At 69.4% G+C, this 13339-nt stretch carries 13 protein-coding genes; 5 read left to right on the forward strand and 8 right to left on the reverse strand.

The annotated features are described in order from the left end of the window. Nucleotides 1-108: 108 nt before the first annotated feature. The 5 genes from BXU09_RS01100 to BXU09_RS01120 form a co-directional block, all read right to left on the reverse strand. Nucleotides 109-1749: a VanW family protein gene (locus BXU09_RS01100; protein ID WP_240500877.1), complete on the reverse strand. Its 1641-nt coding sequence runs from the start codon at nucleotides 1747-1749 to the stop codon at nucleotides 109-111. Between the two features lie 245 nt (nucleotides 1750-1994). Further along, on the reverse strand, nucleotides 1995-3278 hold the full coding sequence (locus BXU09_RS01105; protein WP_078299908.1) for an acetylornithine/succinylornithine family transaminase: 1284 nt from the start codon (nucleotides 3276-3278) through the stop codon (nucleotides 1995-1997). Between the two features lie 160 nt (nucleotides 3279-3438). Beyond that, nucleotides 3439-4311, reverse strand: coding sequence for a DMT family transporter (locus BXU09_RS01110; RefSeq protein ID WP_078299910.1), 873 nt, complete (start codon nucleotides 4309-4311; stop codon nucleotides 3439-3441). Next, the gene (locus tag BXU09_RS01115) at nucleotides 4308-4931 is read right to left on the reverse strand and encodes a pyridoxamine 5'-phosphate oxidase family protein (RefSeq protein WP_078299911.1); all 624 of its coding nucleotides are present in this window, start codon (nucleotides 4929-4931) and stop codon (nucleotides 4308-4310) included. The genes BXU09_RS01110 and BXU09_RS01115 overlap by 4 nt, the downstream gene beginning before the upstream one ends. Then, nucleotides 4928-5584 carry a DJ-1/PfpI family protein gene (locus tag BXU09_RS01120; protein ID WP_240500888.1) on the reverse strand — a complete coding sequence of 219 codons (657 nt, stop codon included), beginning with the start codon at nucleotides 5582-5584 and terminating at the stop codon, nucleotides 4928-4930. The genes BXU09_RS01115 and BXU09_RS01120 overlap by 4 nt, the downstream gene beginning before the upstream one ends. 18 nt (nucleotides 5585-5602) lie before the next feature. On the opposite strand from BXU09_RS01120, the gene BXU09_RS01125 reads away from it, so the two are divergent. From BXU09_RS01125 to BXU09_RS01140, 5 genes are all read left to right on the forward strand, one after another. After that, a complete protein-coding gene (locus tag BXU09_RS01125; RefSeq protein ID WP_240500889.1) occupies nucleotides 5603-7132 on the forward strand; it encodes a PLP-dependent aminotransferase family protein in 1530 nt (509 codons plus the stop codon). Continuing rightward, nucleotides 7129-7497 (forward strand): hypothetical protein, encoded by a 369-nt coding sequence (locus BXU09_RS01130; RefSeq protein ID WP_078299913.1) that lies wholly within the window; start codon nucleotides 7129-7131, stop codon nucleotides 7495-7497. Before BXU09_RS01125 ends, BXU09_RS01130 begins: the two co-directional genes overlap by 4 nt. Before the next feature lie 73 nt (nucleotides 7498-7570). Then, nucleotides 7571-7735 carry a hypothetical protein gene (locus tag BXU09_RS20810; protein ID WP_168174536.1) on the forward strand — a complete coding sequence of 55 codons (165 nt, stop codon included), beginning with the start codon at nucleotides 7571-7573 and terminating at the stop codon, nucleotides 7733-7735. Continuing rightward, nucleotides 7732-8895, forward strand: coding sequence for a glutathionylspermidine synthase family protein (locus tag BXU09_RS01135; RefSeq protein WP_078299914.1), 1164 nt, complete (start codon nucleotides 7732-7734; stop codon nucleotides 8893-8895). Before BXU09_RS20810 ends, BXU09_RS01135 begins: the two co-directional genes overlap by 4 nt. Further along, on the forward strand, nucleotides 8892-9701 hold the full coding sequence (locus tag BXU09_RS01140) for an ion transporter (protein WP_078299916.1): 810 nt from the start codon (nucleotides 8892-8894) through the stop codon (nucleotides 9699-9701). The genes BXU09_RS01135 and BXU09_RS01140 overlap by 4 nt, the downstream gene beginning before the upstream one ends. A 56-nt stretch (nucleotides 9702-9757) precedes the next feature. Here the strand turns inward: BXU09_RS01140 and BXU09_RS01145 are convergent, their stop codons facing one another. The 3 genes from BXU09_RS01145 to BXU09_RS01155 form a co-directional block, all read right to left on the reverse strand. Next, nucleotides 9758-10330, reverse strand: coding sequence for a cob(I)yrinic acid a,c-diamide adenosyltransferase (locus BXU09_RS01145; protein ID WP_078299919.1), 573 nt, complete (start codon nucleotides 10328-10330; stop codon nucleotides 9758-9760). Between the two features lie 92 nt (nucleotides 10331-10422). Further along, complete coding sequence (malQ, locus tag BXU09_RS01150; protein ID WP_078299922.1) at nucleotides 10423-11925, reverse strand: 4-alpha-glucanotransferase; 1503 nt, start codon at nucleotides 11923-11925, stop codon at nucleotides 10423-10425. 224 nt (nucleotides 11926-12149) lie between these two features. Next, nucleotides 12150-13052 (reverse strand): transposase, encoded by a 903-nt coding sequence (locus BXU09_RS01155; RefSeq protein WP_078299924.1) that lies wholly within the window; start codon nucleotides 13050-13052, stop codon nucleotides 12150-12152. Between the last annotated feature and the right edge of the window lie 287 nt (nucleotides 13053-13339).

Raw genomic sequence — 13339 nt, forward strand, 5'->3', positions numbered from 1 at the left:
CGCCGGGCGTTCCGGCGCCGGGAACAAACGGACGTTCGTGCGTGGGGTTGAAGGTCAAAAGGTGATGGTTGATGGACTTCACATCCATCAACCATCACCCTTTGACCATCAACTCCTGGGTCCGGTCTCGTACACCGCCTGCCAGGGTTTGTACACGGTGCTGACCCGGTCGCTGCGGGTGCCCGCGGTGTCCTTGATGGTGCGGGTGATGTACAGGCTGTACCCGTCGGAGGCCCAGTCCACCTGCCGCACCGTGCCGGGGCGCAGGCCGGGGTTCACGACGTACTTGGGGCCGGGGTGAGCCACGCGGGCCGTGATGACGGCCGGGCTGACCGTCACGGTCCGCTTCGGTTTGATGCCCCAGACCTCGACCGTCAGGGTGCTGGCGGCGTCGTTGTTCACGGTCTTGATCAGGATGGGGGCGCCCGTGTCGTTCTTCAGTTTCAGGTCGAGGCCCGGATCGTACACGGCCGCCTCGAAGCCCACCTGCGGCTCGTAGTACCCGACGCGGTACGAGTGCTGGTGGCGTTCCACGACCGGCAGGCCCGCCTGGTACAGCGCGCGGAAGGCGGTGGTGCTGACCTGGCACACGCCGCCGCCCAGGCCGTCCACGGTGCGGCCCCCGCTGATGATCAGGCCGCCCACGAAGCCGTTCTGCTCGCTGATGCCGCCCAGGGCGTTCAGGAACGAGAAGTCCTGCCCGGCCGGGACGACCACGCCGTTGATCTTGGCGGCGGCGTTCATGACGTTCGTGCGCCGCGCGGCGCTGCTGCCGTAGTACGTGCTCTTGCCGACCGAGATCAGCTGCAGCTGGCTGGCGGCCGGCAGGTTCGCCACGGTCAGGGTGGGTTTATCCACGCGGCTGGGGAACACCGCCGACTTCTGCGCGGCGTCCAGCACGCTCTTGCGGAAGATGGCGTACGCGGCGGCGCGGTCCGTGACCACCCCGGCCTTCTCGGGGACCTTCACGAGCTGCGTGCCTTTCAGGGCGTAACGGGCGTTCTGGGCGGGCTGGTCAATGAAGGTGGTCAGGCGGCCGAACGCGGCTTTCAGGGTCTTCTCGTCCGGGACGATGCCGGTCTCGCGGACCCAGTACAGGTCCGCGACCTGCAGGGCGCTCAGGGTGCCGGTACGGCCGGTGGTGCCCAGTTTCACGGTGAACGGGCGGGCCAGCGCGTTGCCCTGCTTCACGTGGGCGTTCAGGGCCTCGGTGGTGTACTGGGGAGCCTGTTCAGCCACCGTGACAGCCAGACTGGTCAGGGCGGGATTGGCGACGTACGCGGTGACGGCGCCGCTCACGTTGACTTTCACGCCGGTCACGCCGGGTTTCACGGCGTACCTCTTGCTGGCCTTGTCGAAGTACACGCTGGCGTTTCTGGGCGCGGTGTTCAGACCGGCGGTCAGGGTATTCAGGGCGGCGCGGGCCTGCGCGGCGTCCACGGCGGCCGTCAGGGGAATGTCCTGCTCGGGCGCGGCGCCGACCATGCCCTGCAGGCGCTCCAGGACGCCACGTTCGGCGGTGATCTTCAGCGCGGCCTGCACGCTGGTTTCAGCGTCGGCCCGCCAGCCGAGTTTCGTGGCACTGACCGTCCAGGTGTTCTTACCGGCGCTGACCGTCACCTGCGGCGCGTCGGCCACCCGGTTGCCCAGCGCGGCGAGGGCCTGTTCGCTGGTCAGGCCGCCCACATCCACTCCCGCGATCCTCAGGCCCGGCGCGATGGTGTCACTCGACTGGGTCGCGACACCCATGGCGAGCGCCCCTCCGAGGAGTGCGACGGCCGTTATCCCTGCTACCCAGTACTTCATCGCTGCACAGTGTAAAGAAATTCACGCCGCTGTGCTTGAGGGAAATCACCTTCCCCCCCGGCACACCCACGTTCATTAAGTTCCTGACGTTGTGAGGAAGTGTACACCCCCGCCGGGCCGTCCGGCACCAGACGTGAAGACACCACCCGCCAGACCTGCCAGGGGTGATGTCTTCAGGGACGCGGTGCCTACTCGGTCTGGATGGCCTCGCCCTGCGCGGTCTCGCCGGCGGCGGCCTGCGCGGCCAGCTGGGCCTGCCGTTCGGCGCGGGGGTTCACGCTGCTCAGTACGCGCTCGAAGGCGGCCACGACCGCGTCGATCTGCTCGCGGCTGATGGTGATGGGCGGCAGGAAACGCACGACCAGCGGGGTGGCCTGGAGGGCCAGCACACCCTCGTCGTGTTCCAGCGCGTGAATGTACGGCGCGCTCTTCTCCTTGAGTTCCACGCCGATCATCAGGCCCAGGCCGCGCACCTCGCGGATCTTGGGGCTCTGGATGGCGCGCAGGCGTTCCATGAAGTACTCGCCCTTCTCGCGGGCCTGTTCGGCCATGCCCTCGCGTTTCATGGCGCGGATGGTCGCCACGCCCGCCGCCATGGCGATGGGGTTGCCGCCGAAGGTGCCGCCGTGCCCGCCGGCCGGCATGCGGTCCGCGACGTCCTGGGTCATGACGAACGCGCCGATGGGAATGCCGCCGCCCATGGCCTTGGCCAGCGTCATGCCGTCGGGGACGATGCCGTAATGCTCAGCGGCGAAGAACTTCCCGGTGCGGCAGAAGCCGGTCTGGATCTCGTCGAGGATCAGCAGCGCGCCCTTCTCCTGCGTGATGCGGCGGGCTTCCTGCATGAATTCCAGGGTGGCGGGTCGCACGCCGCCCTCGCCCTGCACGGCTTCCAGGATCACGGCGGCCGTCTCCTCGGTGACGGCGGCGCGGAGTTCCTCGATGTTCCCGAAGGTCACGAAGTCCACGTTGCGGTTGTCCACGGCGTCCCCGAAGGGCTCGCGGTACTTGGGTTCCCAGGTGAACGCCAGCGCGCCCAGGCTGCGGCCCGAGAAGCCGCGTTTCATGCTCACGAAGCGCTTACGGCCCGTGCCGGTGATGGCGAACTTCTTGGCGGCCTCCATGGCCTCGGTGCCGCTGTTGCACAGGAACACGCGGTCCAGTCCGGCGGGCGTCACGCCGACCAGTTCGGTCAGGAATTCGGCGCGCTTGTCGTTGGGGAGGCTCTGCGGCATGACCATCAGGCGGTCCACCTGGTCCTTGACGGCGCGCACGACGTCCGGGTGGCTGTGGCCGACGTTCGCGACGCCGTACCCGGCCACGCAGTCGATGTACGAGCGGCCCGATTCGTCCCAGACGGTCGCGCCCAGACCGCGCGTCATGACGACCTCGTGCTTGCCGACGACGCGGCTGTCGTACTTCAGTTCGGCTTCAAGCCACTTGCTCTGCGGGTGGGTGGGTGCTCCAGTCATGCTCTGTGTCCTCCGTGGGGTGCGCGCCCGGCCGGGGCGCGGTTGATGCGACAGTGTAGGCCCTGTGAGGCCCGGTGGACTGTAGGTGTCCAGCCCACACGATCATGTCATATGATAGGCCAAACAGACATTTTCTTTTCAATCGCTGCGTTCCCGCTTCTCAGGCTGGTAGAGGTCTGGGGCGCGGCGGCAGGTTGATCAACCCCAGCCCCGCCAGCACCACCAGCACGCCCGCCACCGACAGCGCCCCCACCGGTTCCCCGGCCAGGGCCGCCCAGCCCAGGCCCCACACCGGCAGCGCGTACGTGACGGCCGTGACCTGGGTGGGTGACACGCGCGCCAGCAGGCCGTAGTACAGCAGGTACGCCAGGCCGCTGCCCACCACGCCCAGGAACGCCACCGCGCCCACGGCACTCAGGGTGAGCGGGGCGGGCGCCGGGCCGATCAGCGCGACCGGCAGCAGGATGACGCTGCTGAGGCCCAGTTGCGTGGTCGCCAGTCCGACCGGGTTCAGGCCGCCCAGGGTGCGCTTGGCGATGGTCGTGGCGACCGCGTAGCCCAGGCTGGCGAGCAGCAGGATGATCACCCCGTGCAGCGTGGCGTGCCCGCCGCCCAGCCCGCCGGACACCGTGAGGGCCACGCCCGCCATGCCCAGCAGCACGCCGCCCAGCGTCAGCCCGTGCAGGCGGGTGTCGCGCAGGGTCAGGCCGATCAGCAGCGCGAACAGCGGCGTGGTCGCGTTGATGATCGCCGCGATGTTGCTGCTGACGGTCTGTTCGCCCCACGCGAAGAACGACCAGGGAATCACGTTGTTGAACAGCGCGACCAGCAGCAGCGGTTTCCACAGGCGCGCGGGCGGCAGCGCGTGACGGCCCAGCCGCAACGCCCCGATCAGGACCAGCGCCCCGAACACCGACCGCAGCAGCGCCACCCACACGGGCGGGAACACCTCGCCGCTCAGGCGGATCAGCAGGAACGACACGCCCCAGAAGGCGGACAGCAGGAACATCTCCAGCGCGTCGCGGCGGGTCATGCGCGGCCCCCCAGCACGAACGGCGCGGCGAGGTGCGCGGGCAGGGCGGGCCAGCCTTCCTCCTGCGCGGCACCGCCCGCCCAGTTCTCCTTGCCGCTCCAGCGTTCGATGCTCAGGGAATAGACGCCGGTGCGGGCCAGGTCGGCGTCCGTGATGGGCCGGGTGTGCATGCCCACGCGCAGGCCCGGAAAGACCCGCTCGCTGAGGGTGGTCAGGGCCGCGCGGGCATCCTCGCCATGCAGGACGCGGGCGGTGCCGAACACGATCACGCTGCGGTACTGCACGCTCAGTTCCAGCGGGGAGTTGCTGGGCAGCAGCGCGCCGGTCTCGGTGACCTCGAACGTGGCGGGGTGGCCCTGCACCTCGCCCTGCTCGGTGTTGGCCCGCAGGCGGCCCACGACGTTCGTGTGGTACACGAGGTCACACCATTCCGGGCGGTACGCGAAGGCCAGCGGGGTCACGAACGGCCAGACGCGCCCGTCCTCGCCCCGGTACACGGTCGCCACGCGGCCCAGCGGTACGCGCAGCAGCAGCCCCTCGATCCAGGCGTCGTCCCGGCGGTTCTGCGGGCGGCGGCCCACGCTGGGGTCGCGCTGCGCGGGGTCGTAGAAACCGGTCACGGGGTCACCCCGTCCAGCAGCCCCTGGCCCGTCGGGCGGAATTCCATCTGCCGGGCGGTGCGTTCGGCCAGCGCGCGCGAGTGCAGCCGCTCGACGAGGTGCAGGGTCATGTCGATGCCCGCGCTGATCCCGCCGGATGTGACGACCGCGCCCGTGTCTACCCAGGCGACGTCCGGCATGACCGTCAGCGCCGGGAACTGCGCCTGAAGGTCTGCCTGATCCTCCCAGTGGGTGGTGACGCGCCGCCCGTCCAGCAGGCCGACATCTGCGAGCAGGAACGCGCCGGTGCAGATCGACGCCAGCACATCCACCCGCGCGGCCTGCGAGCGCACCCAGTCGCGCACGCGCGGGTCGGCCAGGGGCGCGTCCATCACGCCGCCCGGCACGATCAGCACATCCAGCGGCGGGTGGTCGTCCAGCGTGGCGTGCGGAAGGACCCGGAACCCTCCGCGCCCGACCGCCGGGGCGTCCGACGCGCCGATCAGGACCGGCTGGAACGGAGCCGCCTCGCCGTCCCGCCCGGCCAGCCGCGTGGCGACACTCAGGACCTCGAAGGGGCCGCCTAGGTCCAGCACCTCGATCCCGTCGAAGATCAGGATGCCGACCGTGCGGGTCAGGGGAGGGCGGGACGGGACGGTGGCGGGATCAGTCATGGGCGTACACTACGGGGCATGGTGGCCCCCATGAAAGCTCCACTTCCCGTCCAGACCAGGGGGCCACTGCCTGCCCGGACGGACGAGCTGCCGTTCCCGCTGGATCTGCGCCGCGACCAGACCGGGGCGCTGCACGCCCAGCTGGCCCGCCAGATCCGCGAGGCGGTCCTCTCGGGTCTGCTGCCGGGCGGCACGCCGCTGCCCGGAACGCGCACGCTGGCCCGCACGCTGGGGGTCACGCGTGGCGTCGTGGAGGCCGCGTACGCCCAGCTGCTCGCGGACGGCACGGCGCAGGCGCAGGTGGGGCGCGGCACGCGGGTGCGTGACGAGACGCCCGCCCCCGTTCCGGACAGCGCGGCGACTGCGTGCGCCGTGCCGGCGTGGCTGCCGGAGATCCCTCCCCTGCCGGTGGACCGGGCGGGCGTGCGCCCCGGCATCGACTTCCGGGTGGGCGTGACCGGCACCGCCACCCTGGACCGCCGCGCGTGGCGACAGGCCTGGGCGGACGCGGCGCGCGAGGAGCTCAGCGGGGATTACGGCGACCCGGCAGGCACCCCAGCGCTGCGGGCGGCGCTGGCAGCGTTCGTGGGACGGCAACGCGGGCTGGGCGCGCAGGCCGAGGACGTGCTGGTCACGGGCGGCACGCTGCACGCCCTGAACCTGATCGTACGGGCGCTGCTGCCGCCGGGGTCGCGGGTACTGATGGAGAATCCGGGCTACCGCGCCGCCCGGCAGGTGCTGCTGGACGCCGGGCATGAGGTCATTCCCGTGCCGGTGGACGTGGACGGACTGGTGGTGAACGCGGACACGCCCCCGGCGCGGCTGGTGTACGTGACGCCCAGCCATCAGTTTCCGCTGGGGGGCCGGATGTGCCTGCCCCGCCGCCTGGAACTGCTGGACTGGGCGGCGCGCCACGACGCGCTGATCGTCGAGGACGACTACGACGGCGAGTTCCGGTACGGCGCCCCTCCCCTGCCGCCGCTGGCGGCCCTGGCGGCGCAGACGGGCGCGGCGGGCCGGGTGCTGTACCTGGGCACCCTGAGCAAGGTCCTGACCCCCTCGGTGCGGACGGGGTTCGTGGTGGCCGCGCCCGCCCTGCTCTCGCGGCTGGTGCGGGCGCGGACGCTGCTGGACTTCGGGCCGCCCATTCAGGTGCAGTCGGCCCTGACGCACCTGCTGGGCGGCGGGCACGTGGACCGGCACATCCGCCGCTCGCGCCGCTGGCACGCGCAGGTCCGCGCGGCGCTGACCGGCGCGCTGGACGGGCTGGACGGACTGGCGCAGCTGGGTGGGATCGAGGCGGGCCTGCACCTGTGCCTGCATCTGCACCCGGCGATCCCTGCACGGGACGTGGCGGCCGAACTGGCCGGGCAGGGCGTGCAGGTGACCACGCTGGACACGTACACGCTGGGCGAGGCGCCGAACGCGCTGCTGCTGGGTCACGGGGGCCTCAGCGCGGCGCAGGCCGGCGCGGGCGGGCGCGTGATCGCGGGGGTCGTGCGGAGTTGTGCAACCCGCGCGGGACTCGCGCCGTACTCTGACGCATGAGCAAGTCCTTCACCCTGCCACTGATGGCGGCGCTGCCCGCCCTGCTGGCCTCCTGCGGAAACGACCTCGACCGGTACTCCCGCACCACGTACGGCAGCTACGAGCAGTGCATCATCGCCAACCGCGTCCTGATCCAGCAGGGCCTGAGAAACCCCTGTGTCTCCCGAACGGGCAGCGGGTTCTACGGCCCGTACGTGCTGATCGCGGGCGGCACCACCCGCTACGTCGGGTACGACAATCTGGGCAAGGTGTCGGGCGCAGGCCTGACCTTCGACAGCAAGCGCGGCTCGTACGGCAGCTTCAAGGCGCCGGTCAGCCGGGGCGGTTTCACGTCCAGCAGCCGCTCGGGCAGCTTCGGCGGCTGAGCCCGCGTCTCTCCCCGACCTCGTCCCACCCGCACCTTGCCGCTCGCCGCCACCGGCGCGCGCCGGAGTCCCCATGTCCAGAGAATTCAAGTGGCCCCTGATGACCGCCGTCCTTCCCACGCTGACCGCGTCCTGCGCGAACCAGCCCGCGCAGCAGATGAACCGGCCGGATGCGGCGGGCGTGGCCGCCCGGACGGGCAGCCGCGCGGCCAGCACCGGCAGCGGGTCCGGCGGATGATCCGGCGCACCCTTTCGCCCCGCCCGGACTGGGAGTCGCGGCTGCGCGAGGTGGGCTTCACGTGGTTCGCCCCCACGCCCGAACACCCGGTGCCGTACTGGAGCGAGGACGGGTACTACGCCTTCACGCCCGCGCAGATCGGGCACATCCGCGTCGCCAGTCAGGAACTCACGAAGCTGGTGCTGGAGGCCACCGGGCACGCCATCGAGCGCGGGCGGCTGGCCGAGCTGGGCATCCCGGCGTTCCTGCACAGCGCCGTGCGGGACTCGTGGGAACGGGACGACCCCACCGTGTACATGCGCCTGGACCTCGCCTTCGACGGGCAGGGGAGCGTGAAGCTGCTGGAGGTGAACGCCCAGACGCCCACCAGTCTGCTGGAGGCGGCCGTCAGTCAGTGGCAGTGGCTCGAGGACCAGCAGGCGCGGGGCGAGCTGCCGGCCGGGGCGACGCAGTGGAACACCATTCACGAGGGCCTGACCGAGCAGTGGGCGCACCTGAAAGCGGCGCGGGGGCTGACCGAGGTGGCGTTCAGCTCCGCCCGCGTGGAAGAGGACGCGGCGACCGTCACGTACCTGCGCGAACTGGCCGGGGCGGCGGGTCTGCGTACGTCGTTCATCTTCACCGAGGACCTGGGCACCAGCCCCACGGAGGCGTACCTGCTGGACACCTGGAGCCTGCCCATCCGGCAGCTGATGTGGCTGTGGCCGTTCGAGTTCGCGTGGGAATCCCGCGACTCGGCGTTCCTGGCGAGCACCGGCACGCGCTTCATCGAGCCGCTGTGGAAAGCCGTGACCGGCAGCAAGGGCCTGCTGGCGCTGCTGCACGAACTGAATCCCGGGCACCCGCACCTGCTGCCCGCCACCCTGACGCCCGGCGCGCTGGGGCCGGACGTGGTGCGCAAGCCGCTGTTCTCCCGCGAGGGGCAGAACGTGCAACTGCCCGGCGAGGCCAGCACGCCCGGCGCGTACGGCGACCTGCCCGTGGTCGAGCAGGCGTACACCGAACTGCCCACCGCGCAGGCTCCGGACGGCCCCCGCTACCCGGTGCTGGGCGTGTGGGTCGCCGGGGACGAGGTGTGCGGCCTGGGCATCCGCGAGGGCCGCTCGCGCGTGACCGACAACCGCGCGACCTTCGCCCCGCACGTGGTGCTGCCCGCATGAGCGCGCCCACCACCTTCCGCGAGCGGCTGTACTCGTTCCTGGATCCCAGTGACGGGGCGGGCCGCGCCGAGCGGCTGTTCAACGCGCTGCTCGTCACGCTGATCCTCCTGACGATCGCCGTGACGATCGCGGGCACCGTTCCCGAGGTGCAGCGCGAGTACGGCCCGGTCATCCGTGTCTTCGACTACGTGTGCGCGTTCGTGTTCGGTCTGGAGTACCTGGGGCGGCTGTACGTCACGCCGCTGCGGCCCGGTTACGACGGCAGCGCGCGCTCATACCTGCGCTACGCGACGTCGCCGCTGCCGCTGATCGACCTGCTGGTACTCGTCTCGCTGCTGGTGCCCGCCACGACCGCCCTGGCCAGCCTGCGCGGCCTGCGCCTGCTGAAACTCCTGAGCCTGCTCAAGCTGGGCCGTTACTCGGACTCGCTGCAACTGATCGGGCGGGTCATCAGCCAGCGCGCAGGCGAGCTGCTGTCCACGGTCCTGATCGTGCTGGTGCTGGTCTTCATCGCCGCCAGCCTGCTGTATCAGGTGGAATCCAGCGCCGGCACCAAGGGGTTCGAGAGCATCCCGCAGGCACTGTGGTGGGCGGTCGTGACCCTCACCACCACCGGGTACGGCGACGTGTACCCCGCCACGCCCCTGGGCAAGGCGGCGGCCGGGCTGATCATGCTGTTCGGGGTGGGCATGGTGGCCCTCCCGGCGGGCATGATCGCCAGCGGGTTCGCCGAGGAACTCGCGCGGCTGCGCCAGCAGGAGACCGCGGCGGCCTGCTGCCCGCACTGCGGCAAGGCGCTGGAGTAACGGCACAACGAATGGGGGCGACGGCAGATGACCGTCGCCCCCCGTCATTCATTCGCTCAGCGGCGGCCCTTGACCAGCCACGCGTGTTCCTCGATGCCGGCAGACTGGTTGGCGGCGCGGGCCATGACGAACAGCAGATCTGACAGGCGATTCAGGTACACCTGCACGTGCGTGTTGGCGTCCTCCTCGTGCAGCAGGCGGATCACCTCACGTTCGGCGCGGCGGGCGACGGTGCGGGCCACGTGCAGGCTGGCGGCGGCGGGCGTGCCGCCGGGGTGCACGAAGCCCGTGAAGGGCGGCGCGGCCTCCTGGTAGCGGTCGATCATGGCCTCGATGAACGCGGTGTCCTGTTCGTCCATGCGGGTGATCTTCTTCTCGTACGTGGTGCCGCTGCGGGTGGCGAGGTCGGCGCCGACGTCGAACAGGGCGTTCTGGAGGTACTCCAGGTCGGCGTCCAGCGCCGGGTCGGGTTTGTGGCTGCGGGTGTTGTGCGCGCGGGCCAGTCCGATGGCGCTGTTGAGTTCGTCGACGGTGCCGTATGCTTCCACGCGGATGTTCGCCTTGCTGACGCGGTCCGCGCCGTACAGTCCCGTGGTGCCGCCGTCGCCGGTCTTGGTGTAGAGCTTCATACCCCACAGGGTAGTGGATGGTGAACGGCTGATGGTTGATGGAAGGTCCGGCGACCCTCTATCAACCATCGACCTTCAACTTTCCCCGGTCTTTACCGTCCGGTGGCCTCGGTCAGTTCGCGCAGGGTCGTGGCGACGTCGGGGCGCAGGTCGGCGGCGCGGTACCGCCACGTCCAGTTGTGGTTGCCGGTCGTGCCGGGCAGGTTCATGCGGGCGGCGGTGCCGAGGTTCAGGAGGTCCTGGAGGGGCACGACGGCCAGCGCGGCGCGGCTCTCGAAGGCCATGCGGGTCAGCTGCGCGGCGAAGGTGTCCTCGGTGGGGTCGCTGCTGGTGTACACGCGGAAGTTGTGTTTTTCCTGTTCGCTGGCGTGCACCCACCAGCCGCGGGTGGTGTCGTTGTCGTGCGTGCCGGAGTACACGACCTGATTCTCGCGGAGGTTGTGCGGCAGGAAGTCGTTCACGCTGAAGTCGCCGCCGCCGAACGCGAACTGCAGGACAGCCATGCCGGGGAAGCCGAAGTCGTCGCGGAGTTTCTCGACGTCAGGCGTGATGACGCCCAGGTCCTCGGCGATGATGGGCAGGACACCCAGGGCCTCGCGGACGGCCGTGAACATCTCGTGGCCCATGGCGGGCACCCACTGGCCGTGGATGGCGGTCTCGGCAGGGAAGGGAATCTCCCAGCTGGCCGCGAATCCCCGGAAGTGGTCGATGCGGATCAGGTCGAAGAGGCTCAGGCTGCCCCGGAAGCGGTCGATCCACCACTGGAAGCCGGTGTCCTGCATGACTTTCCAGTTGTACAGCGGGTTGCCCCACAGCTGGCCGGTCTCGCTGAAGTAGTCCGGGGGCACGCCGGCCACGACGGTCGGCTGGCCCTGGTCGTCGAAGTAGAACTGTTCGCGGTTGGCCCAGACGTCGCTGCTGTCCATGGCGACGAAGATGGGGATGTCCCCGATGATCTGGATGCCCTTCTCGGCGGCGTAGCGGCGCAGCACGGTCCACTGGCGGAAGAACAGGAACTGAATGAACTTCACGCGTTCGGTGGTGCCGGTCAGCTGCTCGCGGGCGGCGGCGAGGGCTTCGGGGTGGCGGTCGCGGGTGGCGGGCTCCCAGGCGTTCCAGGGCAGGCCGCCGTGCGCGTCCTTGAGGGCCATGAACAGCGCGTAGTCGTCGAGCCACGCGGCTTCCTGCTGCTTGAAGTCCTCGAAGTCGGCTTTCAGGTGCTGCGCGCCGCCGAAGGCGTAGTGGGCGTGGGCGCGGCCCAGCATCTGGTTACGCCACACGTACTGCTGTCCGAAGTCGACCTTATCGGCGTTGAAGTCCGGCAGGGCGTTGAAGTCGGTGTCTTCGAGCAGGCCGTGTTCGCGCAGGGCGGTCAGGTCGATCAGGTAGGGATTCCCGGCGAAGGCGCTGAACGCCTGGTAGGGGCTGTCGCCGTAGCCGGTGGGGCCCAGCGGCATGACCTGCCAGTACTTCTGACCGGCGCGTGCGAGCCAGTCCACGAACGCGCGGGCGTGCGCGCCGAGTTCGCCGATGCCGTAGGGGCCGGGGAGGCTGGTGGGGTGCAGCAGAACGCCGCTGGAGCGTGTGATGGTCATGCGGGAAAACCTCCTGGGCCGGGCCGCGCGGCGGCAGTGCCGGCAGAAGTGCAGCAGAAGTGCGGCGGGAAAGCGGCGGGTCGTGCTTGAGGGACTGCGGACTGACCGGATGAAACGCAATGGAAGTGATTCCAAGTTGACTGTCACCGATAGTAGCGTGTCCCACAGCTTCCGTCATCCTGCGTAAGGAAATCATACGGATTCCGCTGGGAGCCTGACATAAATCATGAGAAACCCTGAACGACGTTCCAGCCGAATGGCGATCGTCGACGACGTGACGGTTCAGGATCACAGGCCTGGGAGAGGCGCAGCCTCTCCAGGACTGGCGTTCGACGTGTCAATGCCTGGCGAATGGCACGCAACCCTATCTGCGCATAACTCAAGCCCCGTGTCCAGTGTGGATCGACCTCCCGTCGTTTCCCCTCCTCCGTGACGGCAGTTCCCTCGCTCAAGACCATCAGGTACGCCATTCCCAGCACGCACCAGAGTTTCTCCAGTTGGTGCGCCTGATCCAGGCGTGTATCCTCCAGGTTGAATGCCCCGCTCTTCAGGTCGAGGAAGGATTCCTCGACCTGAGTACGTTGGTGATACTCCGCAAATGTTCGCCTGTTGCAGGGCTGATTACTCACGATGAACCACGGATCACGCTGCCCAAAGGGCCGCACTGCCGCGATGTTCACGGGCCCGTACTTCTGCCCCGTGACGTACACCCCATGCCGCACGACCAACTGACCGTGTTGGCTGAGCTGTGACTGAAATTGCCCCAAGGACGCTCCGTTCTGATCAAAGAGGTGGATGGGACCCTTGCCGCGCATCATCCACCGCCATCTGAAGGTGGTGAAGTCGTCCATCAACGTGTGATCCAGGAAGCCCCGGTCTGCATAGATGCAGACCTCTTCGACCTGTGGCAGGTGAACGAGCAGACACTGGACACTGGCCAGCACAGGGTAAATCTCCTGATTCCCCACCGTAGAACTGCCATGACGGATGACACGCCAGGACAGCGGCACGGCACGCCCCCGGTAGAGGAGGGAGACGCAGATCACGCACCAGCGTTTGAACAGGAGAGTGGTGTCCAGGGCGAGGGTGATGCGGGCATCACCCCAGTCACGCAGTGCGACCTGCATGAGGTGCTGGTAGACCGCGCGCCAGGGGACGGTGGAAGACGTCAGTGCGCGGAGGAATCGTCGTTCATGACTCTGGGCGTATCGGGCTCGGGAGACCACGAAAGGAGCACCACGCGGCTGGGTGAGGAATGCAGGTCAGGAGGAGGCCGGCAACCATCCAGGCGAACGTTCGGGCATGTCGCTGATCCGACCATGGGGCAGTTCGCAGGAGGTCGAAGATGCGGTGGAATAGGATGGAGGCGTCCCCGTCAGTGTGCTGTTCTTGTTTCATGGCCATTCAAGAATGC

The sequence above is a fragment of the Deinococcus sp. LM3 genome (assembly GCF_002017875.1).
GTDB lineage: Bacteria > Deinococcota > Deinococci > Deinococcales > Deinococcaceae > Deinococcus.